The 18,590-nt window shown below is 68.9% G+C and carries 15 protein-coding genes; 5 read left to right on the forward strand and 10 right to left on the reverse strand.

The window, feature by feature from the left end; genetic code table 11:
* Positions 1–17: 17 nt before the first annotated feature.
* Both VZQ01_RS16235 and VZQ01_RS16240 read right to left on the reverse strand, forming a co-directional pair.
* Positions 18–1,181, reverse strand: coding sequence for an FG-GAP repeat domain-containing protein (locus VZQ01_RS16235; protein ID WP_426748307.1), 1,164 nt, complete (start codon positions 1,179–1,181; stop codon positions 18–20).
* An 8-nt stretch (positions 1,182–1,189) separates the two neighbouring features.
* Positions 1,190–1,579 carry a hypothetical protein gene (locus tag VZQ01_RS16240; RefSeq protein WP_223749147.1) on the reverse strand — a complete coding sequence of 130 codons (390 nt, stop codon included), beginning with the start codon at positions 1,577–1,579 and terminating at the stop codon, positions 1,190–1,192.
* 216 nt (positions 1,580–1,795) lie between these two features.
* On the opposite strand from VZQ01_RS16240, the gene VZQ01_RS16245 reads away from it, so the two are divergent.
* From VZQ01_RS16245 to VZQ01_RS16255, 3 genes are all read left to right on the forward strand, one after another.
* Positions 1,796–3,757: a HEAT repeat domain-containing protein gene (locus VZQ01_RS16245; protein WP_426748308.1), complete on the forward strand. Its 1,962-nt coding sequence runs from the start codon at positions 1,796–1,798 to the stop codon at positions 3,755–3,757.
* A gap of 139 nt (positions 3,758–3,896) precedes the next feature.
* The gene (locus VZQ01_RS16250; protein ID WP_426748309.1) at positions 3,897–5,405 is read left to right on the forward strand and encodes a hypothetical protein; all 1,509 of its coding nucleotides are present in this window, start codon (positions 3,897–3,899) and stop codon (positions 5,403–5,405) included.
* Positions 5,406–5,619: 214 nt separating this feature from the next.
* Positions 5,620–6,774 (forward strand): hypothetical protein, encoded by a 1,155-nt coding sequence (locus VZQ01_RS16255; protein WP_267698286.1) that lies wholly within the window; start codon positions 5,620–5,622, stop codon positions 6,772–6,774.
* Here VZQ01_RS16255 and VZQ01_RS16260 read toward each other — a convergent pair.
* The 5 genes from VZQ01_RS16260 to VZQ01_RS16280 form a co-directional block, all read right to left on the reverse strand.
* Positions 6,771–8,345 carry an LVIVD repeat-containing protein gene (locus VZQ01_RS16260; RefSeq protein WP_426748310.1) on the reverse strand — a complete coding sequence of 525 codons (1,575 nt, stop codon included), beginning with the start codon at positions 8,343–8,345 and terminating at the stop codon, positions 6,771–6,773. The genes VZQ01_RS16255 and VZQ01_RS16260 overlap by 4 nt on opposite strands.
* Positions 8,346–9,140: 795 nt before the next feature.
* Complete coding sequence (locus VZQ01_RS16265) at positions 9,141–11,177, reverse strand: ATP-binding protein (protein ID WP_370641898.1); 2,037 nt, start codon at positions 11,175–11,177, stop codon at positions 9,141–9,143.
* Positions 11,178–11,417: 240 nt separating this feature from the next.
* Entirely contained in the window at positions 11,418–12,077 is a 660-nt protein-coding gene (locus tag VZQ01_RS16270; protein ID WP_223749881.1) for an acyltransferase, read from the reverse strand.
* Positions 12,078–12,115: 38 nt separating this feature from the next.
* Positions 12,116–13,864 carry a histone deacetylase family protein gene (locus VZQ01_RS16275; protein WP_426748311.1) on the reverse strand — a complete coding sequence of 583 codons (1,749 nt, stop codon included), beginning with the start codon at positions 13,862–13,864 and terminating at the stop codon, positions 12,116–12,118.
* Between the two features lie 205 nt (positions 13,865–14,069).
* Positions 14,070–14,774: a phosphatase PAP2 family protein gene (locus tag VZQ01_RS16280; RefSeq protein WP_426748312.1), complete on the reverse strand. Its 705-nt coding sequence runs from the start codon at positions 14,772–14,774 to the stop codon at positions 14,070–14,072.
* A 134-nt stretch (positions 14,775–14,908) separates the two neighbouring features.
* Between VZQ01_RS16280 and VZQ01_RS16285 the strand changes: the two genes are divergently transcribed.
* Positions 14,909–15,475, forward strand: a complete 567-nt coding sequence (locus tag VZQ01_RS16285) for a pyridoxamine 5'-phosphate oxidase family protein (protein WP_426748313.1) — start codon at positions 14,909–14,911, stop codon at positions 15,473–15,475.
* Between the two features lie 21 nt (positions 15,476–15,496).
* Here the strand turns inward: VZQ01_RS16285 and VZQ01_RS16290 are convergent, their stop codons facing one another.
* Positions 15,497–16,072 (reverse strand): imm11 family protein, encoded by a 576-nt coding sequence (locus tag VZQ01_RS16290; RefSeq protein WP_426748314.1) that lies wholly within the window; start codon positions 16,070–16,072, stop codon positions 15,497–15,499.
* Positions 16,073–17,475: 1,403 nt separating this feature from the next.
* Between VZQ01_RS16290 and VZQ01_RS16295 the strand changes: the two genes are divergently transcribed.
* Positions 17,476–17,784, forward strand: coding sequence for a hypothetical protein (locus VZQ01_RS16295; RefSeq protein ID WP_223749875.1), 309 nt, complete (start codon positions 17,476–17,478; stop codon positions 17,782–17,784).
* A 17-nt stretch (positions 17,785–17,801) separates the two neighbouring features.
* Here VZQ01_RS16295 and VZQ01_RS16300 read toward each other — a convergent pair whose 3' ends face one another.
* Positions 17,802–18,236: a biopolymer transporter ExbD gene (locus VZQ01_RS16300; protein WP_426748315.1), complete on the reverse strand. Its 435-nt coding sequence runs from the start codon at positions 18,234–18,236 to the stop codon at positions 17,802–17,804.
* Between the two features lie 106 nt (positions 18,237–18,342).
* The gene (locus tag VZQ01_RS16305) at positions 18,343–18,585 is read right to left on the reverse strand and encodes a hypothetical protein (protein ID WP_046710746.1); all 243 of its coding nucleotides are present in this window, start codon (positions 18,583–18,585) and stop codon (positions 18,343–18,345) included.
* Between the last annotated feature and the right edge of the window lie 5 nt (positions 18,586–18,590).

Consider the following 18,590-nt stretch of genomic DNA (forward strand, 5'->3'; position numbering starts at 1 on the left):
GATTCACTGCGCGAGCCTCAACGGCGCGGGACACGGACGGTGGAGCCCAGGAGCACCTCCACCGAGTCGCGCGTCGTCCAGGCCAGGTCCGGGAAGCCGTCCTGGTCCAGGTCCTCCGCGACCAGGGAGGAAGGCGTCGTGCCCTCGGCCACGCGCGTGGGCGCCCCCAGCCCCCCGGCCTCCTCGCCGAGCAGCAGGTAGACGCCCCCCTCCAATCCCGCGAAGGCGACGTCCTCCCGGCCGTCCTGGTTGAAGTCCGCGACCACCAGCTCGCCCGGTGCGTCGGCGGGGAGGGAGGACACCTCGGTGAAGCCGCCCCTTCCGTCCCCCAGGTGCACGGAGAGGTAGCCGGAGTCCGAGACGCTGTGCGAGATGACCAGGTCCAGCAGGCCGTCCCCGTTCACGTCCAGGGACACGAGGCGGAAGGGCTCGTCGTCCGCGGAGCCGGCGAAGCGCACGGGCGCCGCCGCGGACAGCTCGCCGCGCTCCGTCGCGAGCAGCACGTCCACCGTGAAGCTGTTGGTGTTGAGCACCAGCACGTCGGGCCGACCATCCGCGTTCACGTCCGCGAGCACCAAATCTCTCGGCAGCCCCGTGACGGAGTGGGGCACCGCCGCGCCGAACGTGCCGTCTCCCTTCCCCTTCAGGAAGGTGATGTTGAAGTACCCCCCCGAGCCCGCGTTCTTCGTCATCGCGTCCACCAGCCCGTCACCGTCCAGGTCCGCCACGCGCACCTGCTGCGAGTGATTGCCCAGCGAGTGGGGCACGCCCTCGCGGAAGGTGCCGTCCGACGCGCCCAGCCGCACCGTCAACGCATTGGCGAAGTGGCCGACGATGAGCAGGTCCGGGCGACGGTCCGCGTTCACGTCGCTGACCGCCACGTCCATGGGCGTGGTGCCCGCCGACAGACAGCGGGGCGCGGCGAAGGCGCCCTTCCCCGCTCCGTCGAGGATGCAGACCTGCTCGGTCTGCGAGGCGACCAGGACCAGGTCCTTCACGCCGTCCCCATCGACGTCGGCGGTGTGCAGCCCGCGCGCCTGGGTGCCTCCCGCGGCGTGGGTCACCCGCGCCTCGGTGAAGCCCAGCCACTGGACGTCCGGGAAGCCCCGGGGCGAGATGGTCGAGGACGAGCACGCCAGCAGCGCGCAGCAGGCCCATCCGAGAGAGAAGTACCGGAACATGTCGGCTCCTAGGGCCGGAGGTCGGGAATCGCGAACGGGTCACCCGGCAGCAGACGTCCGGGGACCGCTTCACGCGGGCAGGCGTGCCGGGCCGAGACGAGCGTCGCCGTATGACATGCCCCCGCGCAGGAGCCGGGGCAGCCACAGTCCACGGGGCAGCTGTTCACATCCTCCGCGGTACAGACACCGTCTCCGCAGAAACAGTCGACGGGACAGGTGGCCTCGGTCTCGTCCTGGCAGACCCCGTCACCGCAGCCCAGGTGACAGCCCGCCATGCAGGAGTCCTGGACCGACGCCGAGCGGGCCGCGGGACAGCCCCGCATCGCCTGGACGCTCGCGCCCAGCACCAGGGGCGGCGGCGCCTGCTCCCGGGAACCACAGGCCATCAATCCCAACACGGCGACGACTCCCCACCACCCGCTCCACCTCGACCTCGAGGGCGCTTCAAGCTCGCACACGGGGAGTGCGAGCTGACGATAGCGATGTGGCTTCATCGGGTCAGCCCCCCACCGACGGGTTTCGCTATATCCTCGGGACCTGGCCGTTCCCGACCCAGCAATCACAAGCGTGGTTTGGGTGCCGTACCCAAGTCAAGGAATCGTCCCGGGGGACTCATGCGCCGCAAGCGGCTGAACGTCGTCGCGTTGGCAGCCGTCCTGCTCCTGGCGGGACTGGGTGGCGTGTGGTGGAAGAATGCCACCGACACGACGTCTTCCGACCCCACCGTCGCCCACGTCCGCGCGAAGACGCATACCCTCCCGAGCCCCGGCGCGGCGCCCTTCGAGCCGCTCGCGCCACGAGGCTCCCGGGCCTGGGTGCCGGGCACGCTGCACCGTCACGCGCTGACGCTGGGGCTGACGATGTCCTTCACCGGACAGCCCGCGTCCCAGGGCGGCGCGCCGCCCGGCATGCGCATCACCCTGAAGGGCGAGTGGGACGAGGGCCTGGTCTCGGCGGAGGGCGCGGAGGTCATCGTGCGCCTTCAGCTGCGGCCCACCGCCTTCACGCTCGACGTGGAGGGACAGGGGGCGCTGTCGCCCGAGACGCGGCAGGCGATGGAGGCGGCGCTGTCCCAGCCCTTCTTCGTGACGCGGGACGCGCGCGGCGCGGTGACGCTCACCCACTTCGAGCAGGGCGTGGACGAGCTGGCGATGGGGCTGCTCCGCTCGGTGGTGGCCACGTCCCAGTTCGTGCGGGAGGGCGCGCCCACGCCGACGTGGCGGACCGAGGAGCAGGACACCTCCGGCCAGTACTCGGCGGAGTACCAGCGCCAGGGTGAGCGCCGCTTCGACAAGCGCAAGCGCGAGTACACCGCCGTGGCCACGCCCCAGGGGCTGCAGCCGCTCGGGACGTCGCCGCGCATGAGCGTCAGCGGGGGCGCCACCTTCGAGCTGGGCGAGGACGGGGGGCTCCAGTCGCTCCAGTCGCGCGAGCAGCTCACGGTGGAGTCCGGCCAGGGGATGCCCACGGTGACGAACGCGATGGAGCTGACGCTGCGGCTGCTGGAGCGCCGCGAGGAGCCGACGCTCGTGGGCGCCTTCGCCGCGCGCTCCGGACGCCTGCGCGCCGCCGCGCTGGCGAGCTTCCAGGGCCAGGCGGCGGACCCGCTCGCGCACCACCGGCAGGTGCTGGGCAAGCGCCGCCTGGAGGACATCCTCGCGGACCTGCTCTCGCTGCCGTCCGACGAGAAGGCCCGCGACGACGCGCGCACGCGCGCCCTGGAGCAGCTGCGCGCGCTCCTGCTGCTGCGCCCCGAGGAGGCCGCGCGAATCCCCGCGCTGCTGCGCACCCAGGGCCTGTCCCCGCTGGCCGCCAGCTCCATGCTGGGCGCGCTCTCCGCGGCGAGCACGCCGGAGTCCTTGCGCGCGCTCGTCCAGGCCACGGGGGACACCGCGCTCACGTCGGACGTGCGCATGGATGCGGTCTCCGCGCTGGGCATGGCGGACAACCCCATCCGCGAGGGCGTGGACACGCTGCGGCAGCTGTCGCGCACCGATGACCCCAAGCTGCGCGGCACCGCCACGCTGGCCCTGGGCAACGCGGCGCTCCAGATGAGCGACACCGCGGGCCGCGACGCGGAGGCGCTCGTGCAGGAGCTGAAGAACGATTACCGCGCCGCGCGCGACGCCGAGCAGCGCGCCCTGCTCCTGCGCTCGCTGGGGAACACCCGCTCGCCGGGCGCGCTCGACACGCTCACCGAGGCCCTGCGCTCCGACGCCTCCCGGGTGCGCGAGGCCGCGCTCGTCGCGCTGCGCAACATCCCTGGCCCGGAGGCGGACCGGCTGCTCGTGGAGCGGCTGGTGAACGACACCGCCTCCGAGGTGCGCCGCGCCGCCGTCTTCGCCTGCGGCTTCCGCCCGCTCGAGCCGCTGCTGCTCCCCGTGCTGGGGCAGGCCCTGCGCGAGGACCCCTCCGATGGCGTGCGCTCCGACATCCTCCAGTTGCTCGGCCAGCACCGCCACGCCACCCCGGGCGCCCTGGCCCTGCTGCGCTGGGCGAGCCAGCACGAGAAGAACCCTGATTTGCGACGCATGGCCAACACCTACGTGGAAACCCCGACGACGCCCCAGCCCTGACACCTTGGGGTGAGCGTTCACCCGCTCGGTGGAGGCAGCGAACACATCTGCCGAGAAGACGACGCTGCCCCCGAGGGCAAGAGGACACCCTGCCTCGCCGCGGTATCCAGACCCGGCAACGGCGCGAGGAGCTCGGGGCATGCGAATCACGGCTGGAGCTGTCGCGGCCATGGCGGCATTCGGACTGGCGAGCTGTCAGGACGGCGCCGAGCGGAGCCGACCCGAGGCACGGCCGGACGGAGGCACACCGTCTCGTGGACACCACGTCGTCGTGGTGGACGAGTCACCCGCGGCGAAGGAGCTTCAAGCCATCAGCGAAGTGGAGCGACTCGGAGGCAGCATCACCATCCCCAATCGCGACGGGACGACGAATCGCATCGTCTCCCGGGTGGAGGATGGGGGTGCGCGATTCGTCGAATACTACAACGGTGAAAGCACCCGTCCGGTACTCACCATACGACGCGAGGGAGACCTCACCACTCACTGGGGCGACTACGACGAGGACTCTCGAACCGACTCCTTGTATGACCTCTCGTTCGACGGCGGCGTGATGGTGCAACTGTGGCTCGAGGACACGAATGGAGACGGAGAGTTCGACCAGCGCCGGACCCAGCTAGGCTCCCGTCAAGACATCAGAATCATCCGAGAACGACTGGTGTCGCTGGATGGAGGCGGGCGCGGCTGGCGGGTGGAGTCCGACAGAGAGGCTCCAGCCATTCAGCCGCACCCCGAAGAGGAGCGGGAAACCCACTGGAGCGCTGGCACGCGTTGCGACAGCATGGCCGGTTTCCCGGCGGACATGACGTCGACGACGTCGGTGGCCTCGATGCCCGCCGTCAACATCGTCACCGGGACTTCGCCCGGGGCCTGCACCAGCGAGCAGACGGCGAAGCTCATCGAGGCACTCAAGCAGATACCGGATTCAACCAAATGCCTGGGGGCGACCAACAGCACTCTCGGGACAATGATGCAGTCCGCGCTGGCCTCCGACATCAAGACTTTCATCGGGTGTGGAGGACAGTGCCCTGGCATTCGCGCCGCAACCGACCCTGGACCGCCCTCGAGACTGGATGAGCTGCGCTCTGGCCCCTATCGGATGAACCTCGCGCCCTACGTCGTCGCCGGACAGGGGCTCGAACGGACGCTCTTCCATGAGTTGCTGCACTGGAGCACGGGCCTGCACCACGAAGAAGGAGACAACGGGACGGACCAGGTGTGGTCGTGCGCCCGTTTCTGCAGCCGGTGCACCACCGCTGGGTTTGGGGGAGGAGACCCGGCTGCTGACTGCGCCCGATGCGCGGCACGAGACCAGAAGCTGTCGTGCGGATGGAAGATGGTTGAGGCGAGCATGGGAGGGTGCGAGGACTTTCTTGCGTGGATCGGCCGAGGCGTGATTGACCCAGTCTTGACCCAATGCCGCCTGACAGACACCGTCTACGCGCGCTGCAACACATGCAACGTCGCGCACTGGTCCTACTGCGACGGGACACAGATTCCGGTGCCTGCGGGATACAACGGGTACAGCACCGCCTACAGGTGCTGCACGGGATGCTACGTCGGCACGCCGGTGCGGGACTGCGCCAACGTCCCGTCGTTGCCCATCGACACTACGACGTGCCCACTCCCCATGGCATGCGCTACGCCGTAGCCGAGCAGCCCCGTCCGTGCATCGCCCGCCCACCGAGGGCGAGCGAGTCCGAACGTTCCACGGTGAATGGGTACCCCCTCATCACACCTCAACCCTGACGAGCGTGAGAAGGCAGACACAACGCCTCACTCCGGGATGAGACCGCCGCTTTCAATCACATCCCCGACTTCACTCGGAGTAAATAGACCTCTCCATCCACCCCTCGGGAGGTCCCATGAACAAGGCGGTATCGCGCGCGCTCGCGCTGATGCTGGTCGTCGTTCCAGGGCTCGTCGCGGCGCAGAGCTACGTCGACTCCACGCCGTACGTCGTCCAGCCCTCGAAGTACCCCTTCGTCACGTATGCGCCGGGCTACACGTTGAATGACAAGGTGCCCTGGGAGTCGCAGGTGGCGCCCTTCTCGCCGGCCGCGAGCTACAGCGTCACGCAGGAGTACGCCATCCTCCAGGACGAGGCGAACCGCACGGGAGGCCAGCTCCAGTACGACGCCACGGACTTCACGCACAACATCGACATCCAGCAGGCCACGATTCCGGAGGCCTTCACGCCGATGGTGCCGCCGCCCACGGAGATCATGCCGTGGACCAATCCGTCTCAGACGTTCAACAAGTCCTACGTGCGCACGGAGCGCTTCGGCAACAGCCTGTTCGGCGCGGGCTATCACCTCAACGCCGTGCTGACGGCGGAGACGGCGACGGTCAACGCGGACAAGAAGGTCGTGGCCGTGGCGGAGGGCAAGCTGTTCGCCCAGGTGTTCTCCTCGGAGCACGACCTGGTGCGCGGCCGCGCGCAGGTGGTGGGGCAGAACGGGGGCGACAACAGCGGCACCGCGGCCTTGTACGTGGTGGGTCAGGAGGTGTGGTCCACGCCGCTGTACGCCACGTACGCGCCGCCGCCCATCAACTGGAGCCGCACGTTCTTCTCCGCGTCGAAGACGTTCATGATTGGACCGGTGCCCGTCACGGTGAAGGGCTCGCTGTCCGGCGGCGTGAAGCTGACGGTGCACGGGCTGGTGGGCCCCACGGTGGCCAGGCTGTCGGCGACGCCGGGGGGCTGGTCCAACGTCACCGCGTCCGCGTCGGTGGACGTCATCGTCGTGGCCATCGGCGTGGAAGGGAGCCTGGCGCTCATCAACGCCACGCTCCCCGCCTCCGGCGAGGTGTTCTGGCCCGTGTGCTCGCTCGACTGGAAGCTGCGCACGGACCTGGACCTCAACGCGCTGTCCGGCACCCTCAAGGCCTACGCGAAGGTGCGCGTGCTCTTCTTCAAGAAGACCTGGTGGATCACCATCGCGCAGTGGGCGGGCATCACCCACAAGATACCGCTGCTCGGCGTGGAGGGCTCACAACCCCTGGGCGTCTGTAGTTAGGGGCCCGCCAGCTCGTTCATGATGAGCAGGCCACGTGACGTGTCCACGACGTACACGTAGCCGTCCCCCGGAATGCGGATGCCGATGGCGCCCTCGAAGACGTCATCGGTCCGCTCCGGGTCCGTCTCGCGGTGCGTGTTGTAGTAGGCGATCTGCCGGGGCTGCGTGGGGTTGGACACGTCCAGCACCCGCACGCCCTCCTGGTACCACGCGACGTACAGGCGAGAGCCCACCAGGAGCATGTTGTGGATGGACGTGGTGGGGCGCAGCCGGAACTCGCCCATCTTCACGATGTTCGCCGGGTCGGTCGCGTCCAGCACGCGCAGGTGCGCGCCGTGGTTCTCTCCGCCCTCGAAGACGAGGGTGCGGCCGGCGAAGGTGCCCACCGCGTTGTGGTGCGCGGTGGTGTTCGGGTACGTGTACGTCCCGAGCAGCGGCATGGCGTCCGGGTTCGCGACGTCGACCACCTTGAGGCCGCCCTCGAAGTGGCTGATGTAGAGCCGGCCCTGATAGGCGAAGGCGTCATGGGCGCCGTCGTAGGCCCCGGCCAGGGGGAACGCGAGCCGCTGGAGCAGCACGGGCTCGAGCGGCGACGACACGTCGAACACCAGCGTGTTGCTGGAGGGCCACAGGCCCATGCCGTAGAGCCGGTCTCCGTCCACCAGCACGGTGTGCACGGCGTAGGGCGCGCTGGAGGGCACGCGGCGCACGAGCTTCGGGTCCGCGGGGTCGGAGATGTCGAAGACCACGATGCCGGTGTCCTGGCTCGCGACGTACAGCGCGTCCCCCTTCACCCACACGCTGTTCCAGAGCTGGTCGTCCGGCAGGCTGATGACCTTCTTCAGGACCGGGTGGCTCCGGTCCGTCACGTCGAAGACGGTGATGCCGCCGGGCTTGCCGGGGCGCAGATACGCGTTGGCGGAGACGACGTAGGCGTGGTTCTTCGCGACGTAGATGTCCAGCGGGGTGCCCTGCGCGACGTACGTCTCCGACACGAGCGAGAGGCCACCGGAGGACTCCTCCTCGCCCTCACGCCACAGCATGCGGTCGGCGTGCGCGGTGGCCCGCTGGGTCACCCGGCCGTTGGTGCACCGGGCGAAGCAGCCCGTGAAGGAGCGGTGGTTCGGCGCCTCGCAGCCGGCCAGCACGGTGGTGGTGCTGTCTCCGTCGCGGCCCACGGTGTGGATGCCGAGGAGCAGACGGTTCGCCTCGCGCACTTCATGGGTGACGGGCGCGTAGTAGAACTTGCTGGGGCCGCCGTCGCCGACCAGGTCCATCGTCACGGTGTAGTACGAGCCCACCAGGCCGCCGTCCGGCTGCGCGGTCTCCCGTCGCAGTCGCGTGTGGAAGATGCCGTCCGCCGGGACGTTCGCGAGCGTCGAGGTGTCGCAGGCGGACAGGTCGAAGACGGACGGGTCCAGGCATCCACCGGCGGGGCTCTCACCCACCTGGGGGACGACGTCGCAGGGCGCGAGCGCCCCCGGGTCTCCCGTGCCGTCGCCGAGCTCCTCGAGCACGGTGTACGTGCCATCCCAGGGTGGCGACCCGGCGTCGGGGGTGCCCGAATCCACGGGCGAGCCGGCATCGGGTGGGGGGTCTGACTTGTCGCGGCAGCCTGGGGATGCGCAGAGAAGCAGACCCCATGTGACGGAGAGCACCCAGGACGAGCGGAGGAACAAAGGCATCGGGAGACCTCGAGGGGATACGCCACGCAAGAGTGCGGGCAACGAATCAAAGGGGCGGACCCGTCGGATTCGCGTCGCGCGCGGAAACAGTTGCGCCGTGGAGGGGAACCGCATGCGCGTGCCGAAAACGAGCACGTCGACAGCCCTGGTGGTGTCACGGTTGCATGTCGAGCCACCCGCGACCGCGAGGCATGACGCGAGCGCGCCCGTGTCATGGAGCGCGCTGTCCCACCGAACATCGGGTGAGGCGACGAACCACCCAGAAGGATGACTCGACTCCTGCGCCACGCGAGCGGTGTCTCACCGCACGGGATTGCGCAGGCTCCGTCCAACGACAGCGCGCGAGGTGACGAATCACCGGGCAGGCTTGCTCAGGTCTCGACGACTCGCCGCGCGAGGTGGCGTGTCACCGGACGGGCTTGCTCAAGCCATGTCGGCACGCCGCGCGAGGTGACGAATCACCGGGCAGGCTTGCTCAGGTCTCGACGACTCGCCGCGCGAGGTGGCGTGTCACCGGATGGGCTTGCTCAAGCCATGTCGGCACGCCGCGCGAGGTGAAGAATCACCGGACAGGCTTGCTCAGGTCTCGACGACTCGCCGCGCGAGGTGACGACTCACCGGACAGGCCTGCTCAGGTCTCGACGACACGCCACACCCGGTGGCGTGTCACCGGACAGCGCGTCACAGCCCCCGGTGGGCGTCGGAGATGCCCGGGGGCGCGGCGTGCAGGGCCACGCGGAAGGTGGTGCCCACGCCCACGGACGACTCGACGGAGATGTGGCCGCCGAGCGCGGTGACGATGGTGTCGCAGATGGACAGGCCCAGGCCGGTGCCGATGCCCGCGGACTTCGTCGTGAAGAACGGGTCGAAGATGCGGCGCAGGTGCTCCGGGGGGATGCCGCCGCCGGTGTCCCTCACCTCCACCAGCACGCGCGCGCCGTCGTCCGGCCGCGTGGTGATGCGAATCTCGTTCGTCTCCGACTGGCCCTCTTCAATCGCGTGCGCGGCGTTGATGACCAGGTTGAGGAACACCTGGAACAGCTTGCCCTCGTTGCCGCGCACCGGCGGCACCTCGCCGTAGCTCTTCACCAGTCGAGCGCGGGGCCGCACCTCGCTGGCCGCCATCTGCGCCACCGAGTCGAGCACCCGGTGCACGTCCACCGGCTCCTCGCGCGTGTCGTCCACCCGCGAGAACACCCGCAGCTGGCGGACAATCTGCCGCATCCGCTCGGCGCCCTCGCGCGCGTCGTCCAGCACCTGGCGACACTCCACCAGGTCGTCCGGCGTCAGCGGCCGCGCGCGCGGGCCCACCGTGGCGTGCAGGAAGTCCAGGTTGGACAACACATACGCGAGCGGGTTGTTCAGCTCGTGCGCGATGCCCGCCGCGAGCAACCCCATGGACGCCATGCGGTCGGCGAGCATCAGCTGCGCCTGCGAGCGCTTCCGCTCGGTGAAGTCCCGCGCGATGGTCACCCACGCGGGCGTCCCGTCGAACACCACGGCCAGCGTCACCAGGTCCGCCACCACCGTCTCGCCGTCGCGGCGCACCAGCGGCACCTCCACCGCGCGCGCCGCGCCCTTCCCCTCCAGCGCCTGCCCCAGGTAGAGCTGCGCCGCGCTCCGGTCCTCCTCGCGCACCAGCTCCAGCACGTGCCGCCCGAGCAGCTCCGACGCGTCCCGATAGCCCAGGTACTGCACCAGCGCGGGGTTGACGGACAGCAACACCCCGTCCCCCACGTGCACCATCACCGGGTCCGGGAAGGACTCGAGCAGCAGGTGCACGCCCGCCTCGGTGCGCCGCAGCGTCGTCTCCGTGCGCACGCGCAGGGCCTTGTCGTTGCGCTGCTCCAGCGCGAGCGACAGCGTGCCCGCCGCGCCCGACAGGAGATTGACCTCGATGGGCCCCCAGGGCCGCGCCTCCCGGCAGTTGTCGAAGCCGATGACGCCGAAGAGCTGTCCGTGCACGTGCAGCGGCAACAGCAGCACCGAGCGCACGCCCTGCGCCTCCAGCATGGGCGTGAGCACCTCGGTGAAGTCCTGGGGCAAGCCCTGCACCGGCTCGCCGCGCATCAGGTCCGCGGCCTGCTCGGGCCACAGCGCCTCCAGGAGCGGCAGCCCGTGCATGTTCGGGTCCTCCAGGTTGGGAGGAATGCCCGGCTCGCACCACTCGGCGCGCTGCGAGGCGAGCAGCGCCCCGTTCTGCGCGCGGTGCATCTCGAAGACGTAGACGCGGGAGGCGGCGGACACGCGCCCCAGGGGCTCGACGACGGACGTGTACAAGTCCCGAGGGTCCTGGTGCGGCATCATCCGCCGCTGCACCTCCACCATCGTCTCCAGGTAGCGCTCGCGCGTGGCGACGGCCTCCTCGGCGCGCCGACGCGAGTCGATGTCCAGCAGCGTGCCCACCACCTCACCGGGCTGCCCCGGCACGCCGCGCGCCGTGAGGACCACCCAGCGCGACTCGCCGCCGACGAACAGGCGCAGCTCCTGCCGGGCGTCCGACACCTGCTGCGTGGCCACCGACTCCAGCAGGTGACGCGCGCTCTCGCGGTCCAGCCCATGCACCACGTCCGTCAGCGGATGTCCCTGCGACACCACGCCCAGCGTCCCGGTGAGCTTCTCCCACCCGGGCCCCAGCCACGTGACACGCCCCTGGGCGTCGAGCTGGAAGACCACCTCGCTGAGCAGCCCATCCAGGGACTGGAGCCGCCGCGCCACCGCGGCCCCTCCATCCGTGGACGCGGGCCGCGCGGTCAGGCCGCTCGTGCTCGCCTCGGGAACCTGTGCCAGGGCCTCGACGCGCCCCACGTCCCGCCGCTCGTCTGCCACTTCGGCCTCCTGCGCCCGCGTCGGGGGGTCGGGTGAAAACCGCTCCAGACCCTGTGCCCCTCCCGGTGGCGACCTCCCCTCCAGCATAGGGGCGGCGAATGTCGGGAAGTCAATGAAGGCGGAGAAGGTTCACCCCTGGTCGCCTGGCTCCCACCCGCCCGGCATCCCCGAGCGGGGGCGCTCGCGGCGGTCGCCGAGCACGCGGGCGGGCACCCCTCCGACGATGGCCCAGGGCGGCACGTCGCGAGTGACGACGGCCCCCATGCCCACCACCGCGTGGTCGCCAATCGTGACGCCATCCGTCACGCCCGCGTTGGCACCTATCCATACATCCGCGCCCACGTTGATACCCCGGGACGTGACGGGCTGGTCACGCACGGGACGGTCCGGGGCGAGGCCGTGGTCGAAGGCGTAGAGGGTGGCGCCGCTGGCGATGCGGGTGCCCTCGCCCACGCGGATGCCGGCCGCGCCACCATCCAGGCTCACGCGGGCGTTGAGGCTCACGCGCGGACCGAGGGTGACGGGCCCGTGGACGAAGGCCTCCGCGGCGATGCTGCAGCCGGGGCCCAGGGCGACGGTGCGACCGGGCTCGGCGAAGATGCGGGCCTCGGGGGCGACGAAGCAGCCCTGGGCGATGGTGACGGTCTCCAGCTCCATCAGGAGCGCCTGGACCTCCTGCTGCCACGCCTCCGCCCAGCCCCGGTGGCGGGGCTTGAGGACGAAGTAGAGCCACGGCATCCAGGAGAGGCGGCGTTTGTGCTGCTCACGGCGGAGCGCGTCCAGGTCCACGCCCACTGCCTACCATGTCCGCGCGGGGGCGCGGGGGCTCAGCCGAGCCGGGGCGCCACGGTGAAGTGGTGGCGCTCGCGCTCGGCGGCGATGGCGTCGGTGTCGACGGGGATGGGCTCGAGCGGCAGCACCATGTCGTCGGCCTCCCAGCGGTAGGGCTCGCCGTCGAGCATCACGCGGCCCTCGGCCATCGCGCGCGTGGCCTCCAGGAGCGGCATGGACGCGAGGTCGCGCATCATCGCCTCGAAGCGCCCCTGGCGCGCGGGGTCGGCGAAGCGGAAGCGCGCGCGGGCCACGACGGCCAGATGGTACCACATGGGGCGGAAGGCCACGCCCGCGAGCCCCAGGCGCCTGGCCATGAGCACGAACATCTCCGTGGCCTCGCGCGCGAGCCCCAGGCCGGGCACGTCCTGACCGGGGAGCTGGGGACGCCGCTCGCTGAAGCGCGCGCGGGGGTGGCGCAGGCTCAGCCAGTTGACGAAGAAGTACGGCGCGCCGGTGATGGAGCGCTTCTCCACGACGACGTCCACCAGCAGGTGCTCCTCGCCGCCCGCGCGGCCCAGGACCTTGATGCGGTCTCCGGCGCCGGTGGAGCTGACCTCCACGCGGGGGCGGCTGTAGCCCAGGCGCTCCACCTGCCACAGCAGGCCGTAGCGGAACAGCGCGTACTCGAGCGACTGCGCCGTGTAGAAGCCGAGCACGCGCGGCTGCACGGCGCCGCCCAGGCCCAGCGAGCCCTCCAGGTCCTCGAGCGTCAGCGGCTCATCGAGCGGCGCGCCTTCCTGGGACAGCATCCGCGAGATGCGCCGGTAGCGGGCGCTCATCGGGTCATAGCGCGCCTTGATGCGACGGCCCGCCATGCCGGACAGCACGAGCACCGTGCCGGCGAAGACCTTCCACGACTCGGCGTGGTAGCCGCCGCCGGGGAGCCACACGCTGGGCACGCCGCGCAGCGCCCGGGCGAGCAGTTCGTCCCTGCGCCGCGCGCCCTTCACGGTGAGGCCCACGCGGCCGAAGCGGTCTCCGGCGAGCACGTCGCAGCCCGCGATGACGAAGGCGAGGCGAGGCTTGGGCATGCGCTCGAGCATCGCGTCCAGGAGGGCGAGGTACTGCTCGTCGGTGACGCCCTCGGGGACGCGCGTCTCGTCGACGCCTTCGGGCAGCGCGCCCCAGTCGCTGCCGGACAGGGAGCCGATCCACACCTTGGGGTGGCCGGCGAGACACTCGGCGGTGCCGTCGGGTGGGTGGGCGTCCAGGTCGAGGACGACCGTCTGTCCTTCGTAGCCATCGGCCTGGAGGGCGGCGAGCGCCACGGCGATGTCGTTGACGGCGCAGAAGCCGCCACCGCGTCCCGGGGCGGCGTGGTGGAAGCCGCCGGCCATGTTGACCACGGGGCCTCTGCGGCCGAACGCGAGCCGGGCGGCACCCAGGGTTCCGCCGCAGACGAGGCGCACGTTGGAGAGGAGCGTGTCGACGGGGACCTCGGACGGGTCCACCGCGTAGATGCGAGCGAGTGTCTCCGGCTGGCCGAGGGACTCCAGGTAGGCGGCGTCGTGGACGCGGGACAGCTCCGCGTAGCTGACCTGCCTGGGGTGGTAGACGTCCTCGGGGCGGACGACGTGCTTCTCGAGGAGATACCACGTGGTGAAGTCCACGCCGCGAGGCTCGACGCCGACGGTGGTCTCGATGCCGGTGAGCGGGAGGCGGTAGTCCTCGTCGTAGAAGATGGGGACGTGCTCGCCGCGAGCGAAGGGAAGCCACCGGCCCAGCCAGCGCCACACGCTCATGCCGCGCACCTCGCGCGAGGTGGGAGCGGACGACTCGGAGGGCAGCGGGATGGACGGCGCACGGGAGCGCGACTTTCGCCCAGCGGGAGGCCCATGGGGGCTTTTTCGTGGGCGCGCAGACGGGGGTCGTTTGCTCTCAGCCGCTGAGAGGGTCCGGAAGTCGGCGACCGGGCGACCAAGCGGCCCTGGTGGACGAGGGCGGCGTTCACTCCACCTTACGCCGGGCCTCTTCACGCAGGGCCGGGCTGCGACGGCGCAGGCCCCGCGCGGAGAGCGCGGTGAGCAGCGCCCACGCGAGCCCCGCCACCCAGCCGCCCAACACGTCCGTGGGGTAGTGCACGCCCAGGTACACGCGCGTCAGGCCCACGAGCACCGGGAGCAGGAGCGACACGGTGAGGATGTACGCCTTGAGGCGTCGGCGCTCGGTGAGCTGCGCCAGGAGCGCGCCGAGGGTGAGGTAGACGATGGCGGACAGCATCGCGTGGCCACTCGGGAAGCTGGTCGTCATCACCTCCTTGAGGTGCGGGACCACGGAGGGACGGGGGCGAGAGAAGAACTGCTTGAGCAGGCCGTTGAGCAGCGTGCCGCCCACGGTGGCCACGAGCACCAGCAGCAACGTCCGGTAGCGACGCACCAGGAGCAGGAAGCCGCACACCGCGAGCGTCACCAGGAAGAGCACCGGCGCGCCGCCGAGCGACGTCACGTCCTCCGCGGTGAGCCGCAGCCACCAGGGGCCTCGGGGAAGGGACGGGTCCTGGGGGCTGCGCAGCAGGCGCAGCACGCGCTCGTCGAAGTCCTGCGTCTCGCCCTCCGTCACCTCGTCCGAGAGCGCGATGAAGCCCAGGCAGCACACCGCCAGGAGCAGCAGCATCCCGAAGAGCCGCGTCACCGCCACGTTCCGGTCCGACATCCGCGCCCACTGAGCCCACAAGCCACGCCACATGTTCGTGACACTATGCATGGATGTGCGCCCCGAGACTCCTGGGAAGCGCTGAGTGTCCGCTGTCCTCCACGCCTTCGACGCGCCTGCCCTCGGGACTCCTCATGGCCACCCAGTATCCGCACCTCGAGCCCCTCCACCGCGACTTCATCCTGCGCCAGCGGATGTTCTTCACGGCCTCCGCCGCCAGCACGGGACGGGTGAACCTGTCCCCCAAGGGGCTCGACTCGCTGCGCGTGCTCGGGCCCAACGAGGTCGTCTACCTGGACCTCACCGGCAGCGGGAACGAGACGGCCGCGCACCTGCGCGCCGACGGGCGACTCACGCTCATGTTCTGCGCCTTCGAGGGGCCGCCGATGATTCTGCGCCTCTATGGGCGGGGACAGGTGCTGCGTCGGGGCAGCGCCGAGTACACGCGGCTCTTGGCCCACGAGTTCGGCGGCGTGGAGCCGCTGGGGGCGCGGCAGATGGTGAAGCTCGACATCGACCTCGTGCAGAAGTCCTGCGGCTACAGCGTGCCCCTGTACGAGTTCACCAGTGACAGGCCCACGCTCACGCGATGGGCGGAGAGCAAGGGCGAGGACGGGCTGACGGAGTACCGGCGCAAGAAGAACGCGCACAGCATCGACGGCCTGCCGACCGGCCTGTTCGACGAGGAGGAGTCCGACTGACGGCGGGATGCCCGGGGGTCTTCAGACCTCTTCGAACTTCCCACCGAAGATGCCGTTCGCCTCCAGAGCCTCCTTGACCTCTTCGTCGACGATGAGCGGCAAGGGCCAGCCCCACAGGCGGAACACCCGCACTCCACCGACCTTCGACTTGTCGATGCGCAAACCGCCCACATAGCGATACTGACCTGCCCGCTCCGCGAACATCTCTTCGTCCGCGGTGAAGTGCTGCACTTCACGACAGGCAGCCTCGTCAATGCAGCGGAGCGTCCGAACAGCATTGAGGATGAAGTAGGGCTCCGCTCTTCCATCGACGCATACAGGGAAGAGCTGCACGTCGTCGGAGGCCTGCTCACGGAAGACGGCGGCCACCCGCTCACTGACAACCGGCGCCTTGCCAGCACCCGCGAACTCGATATCGAGCGGCTCTCCGGGGCGCTGAATCGGTATTCGCAACGGCTCTTGATTTTCCAAGGGGCGTCCTTCGGTGAACTGCCAGATGTCGTCGATCTCCGCTCCCTCTGAATCGACGGGGTCCGACAGATACCAACGCCCCTTCACGTACATGTCTGCACTCAGTGCAAAGAAGCGTCGTTCCACGACCTACTCCTCGAGCCCCTTCGTGATGAATCTCCGCAAATCCGTCCCCTCCCTTACGAGGTCCCGCGCAATCTTGATAAGATCACGAAACACCCACACGTCCAAGCAAATCCCACCAATTCCAGCCAAACCCCAAACGAACCAACCCACAAGCCATACAAATCAGACAAGTCACCCACCCAAAACCCTTGCCACCCCCAAGATATCAGCAAAACAAAAAAACACCCACCAAGCCTACTAAACCCACTCAATACAAAGGAAGTCAGGATGCAAAAATCCACCATGGCATGCCTGTTCGCAATACTCACAATTCCCCTCTCCGCAGCAACACAGACTCCACAGACCCCAATCCTCTCTGCCAACTGGACTTTCCGGCAAAAGGAAAATGGAAAACTGAGTCGAGGCATTCACACAGCAAGATTATCCTGCACGCTAGGACAATGCAGCCTAGAGGTCTTGACTCTAAATCAATGCATGAGCGGATCATTCTGGCCAAAAGTCGAGCACTTCAGCAACGAGGACTCTGAAATGGAAGTCCTGGCAAGCGACAAGACCTTGACGATAAAGATTCAAAATCGCGAACACTCATCGGTCCATAGATTGACTTACAAAGGAAAACTTGGCCCCAACATCGAACTCACTGACTACAGCGGTGGCTTCACGAAATATTCCGACATCCTCAACAAGATCATTAGTGTCGAGTACGTCCCGCTGCGATCATCCGACGAGAGCCGCTGGTCAACTTGGAAACTAGATTGCGATGTTCAAGTCCCCACACTACCACGAGGCGAACCACCTTCGAAGTAGCACGACTTCCGACAAGTCAACACAAACACAACTCGGGACGCCCTCCATGACACACACCATTCCAAAAAAGCGCTGCTCTCAATCCAAGACTCCCCTCGCCAGACTTCGTCATCCCGAACTCCCCCTGCCTCACCTCTGCGCCCTGGTCCCGTCGCATCGCATTCAGCACAAATGAGCAACCACTCCGCCTCGTGCAACAACCCAGGATCAAGCCGGCTCGAATCACACCACGACGCGGTTCTATCGGAGTTTCAGCACAGCCTTGAAAATCTTGGCAGCAACGCATTACGAGGAGTCGCGCCTGCTACTCCCACGGCAGGGACTGCTTCTCACGGACAACGTGAAGTCGGGATACGGTAACTGGAGGCACAAAGCCGGAGCAATCACAGCAGCGCCTGGACAGGTTATCAAGGGACTGGCTTCGGGCCCAGATGAGGACCCTCTTCCACCTCGTCCCCCCTGGCGGAGCGACTCCGTACCGCGCCATCAACCCGTAAGAGTCTGACTGATCGAGGGGCCTTCATTTTCGCCCAGGTCCTCGGCCCCTTAGAGGGGAGCGAAGTGCCGCCAGTCCTGGCGGAGGGGGAGGACTTGGAATGACAGTGATTCGCGGTGTCGGCGCCATCTCGCTCGGCAAGTGTCTGGGTGCTTTCTATGCGTTGATTGGCGTCACCGTGGGAACACTGACGAGCATGGCGGTGCTGCTGCTCGGCTCGTCTCGCACCTACGCCATCCTCGGCAAGGGCCTGCACCTGGGCGAGCTGGGACTGGGCGGCGGGCTCCTCCTGATGGTGGGAGCCGTCATCCTCTACGGCCTCGCGGGCTTCGTTCTCGGCCTCATCACCGGCGCCCTGGTCAACCTCGCGCTGCGCCTCGGAGGCGGTGTCGAGCTGGAGCTGGAGTAGCCGCTCGACACACGGGCCTACGGTGAAGCGCCCTCTCCGGGCTTCACCACCGCGAGCGCCACCTGCTTCGCCCCGGCGCCCTGGGCCAGTCGCATCACCTTCAGCACGTCACCATGGGTGAGCGACTGGTCCGCCTTGAGCAACAAGCGCCGGTCCGGCTCCGCTCGAATCGCGGCCTGGAGCCTCGCCTGGAAGGCCTTCTCGTCCGCGTACGACTCCGCCTCCACGAACAGCCGGCGGTCCGACGTCATCGAGAGGATGAGCGGATCCCTCGGGGTCGCCTTCTCTTCGTCCGGCTGTCGCGACGGAGGAAGGGCCACCTGCTGGCCTCGCTGCATCATCGGCGTCACCACCATGAAGATGATGAGGAGGACCAGCACCACGTCGACCAGGGGCGTGACGTTGATCTCACTCTTCACGCCACCCCGGCCACCACCGACGGACATACCCATGCGGCTGCTCCTTGCTGGAAGGGACAGTCACCTGGGTACACGGACGCGAGACGCGGCTGGCGGGCGGACGTCCCGCGAGCGGTCATCGTTCCGTCACGGCGCGCCGCTACCGCGACAGCCGGAACCGGTCCTGCCCCGCACTGCCGAACGCGGCGCCCAGCACGCAGAAGAAGTGCAGCACGATGCCGGGGAACACGAAGAACCAGTACCCCGCGCCCACGAAGCAGAACCACAGGATGGCCCGGAAGAGCTGCCCCTTGTAGAGCTGCCCCAACCCCGGGAAGAAGAACGACAACACACCAGCGATGATGGGGTTGAAGCGGCGCTCGCGGATGATGTCGGTCGTCATGGCGG

The organism is Myxococcus faecalis, assembly GCF_050039385.1.
Lineage (GTDB): Bacteria > Myxococcota > Myxococcia > Myxococcales > Myxococcaceae > Myxococcus > Myxococcus fulvus.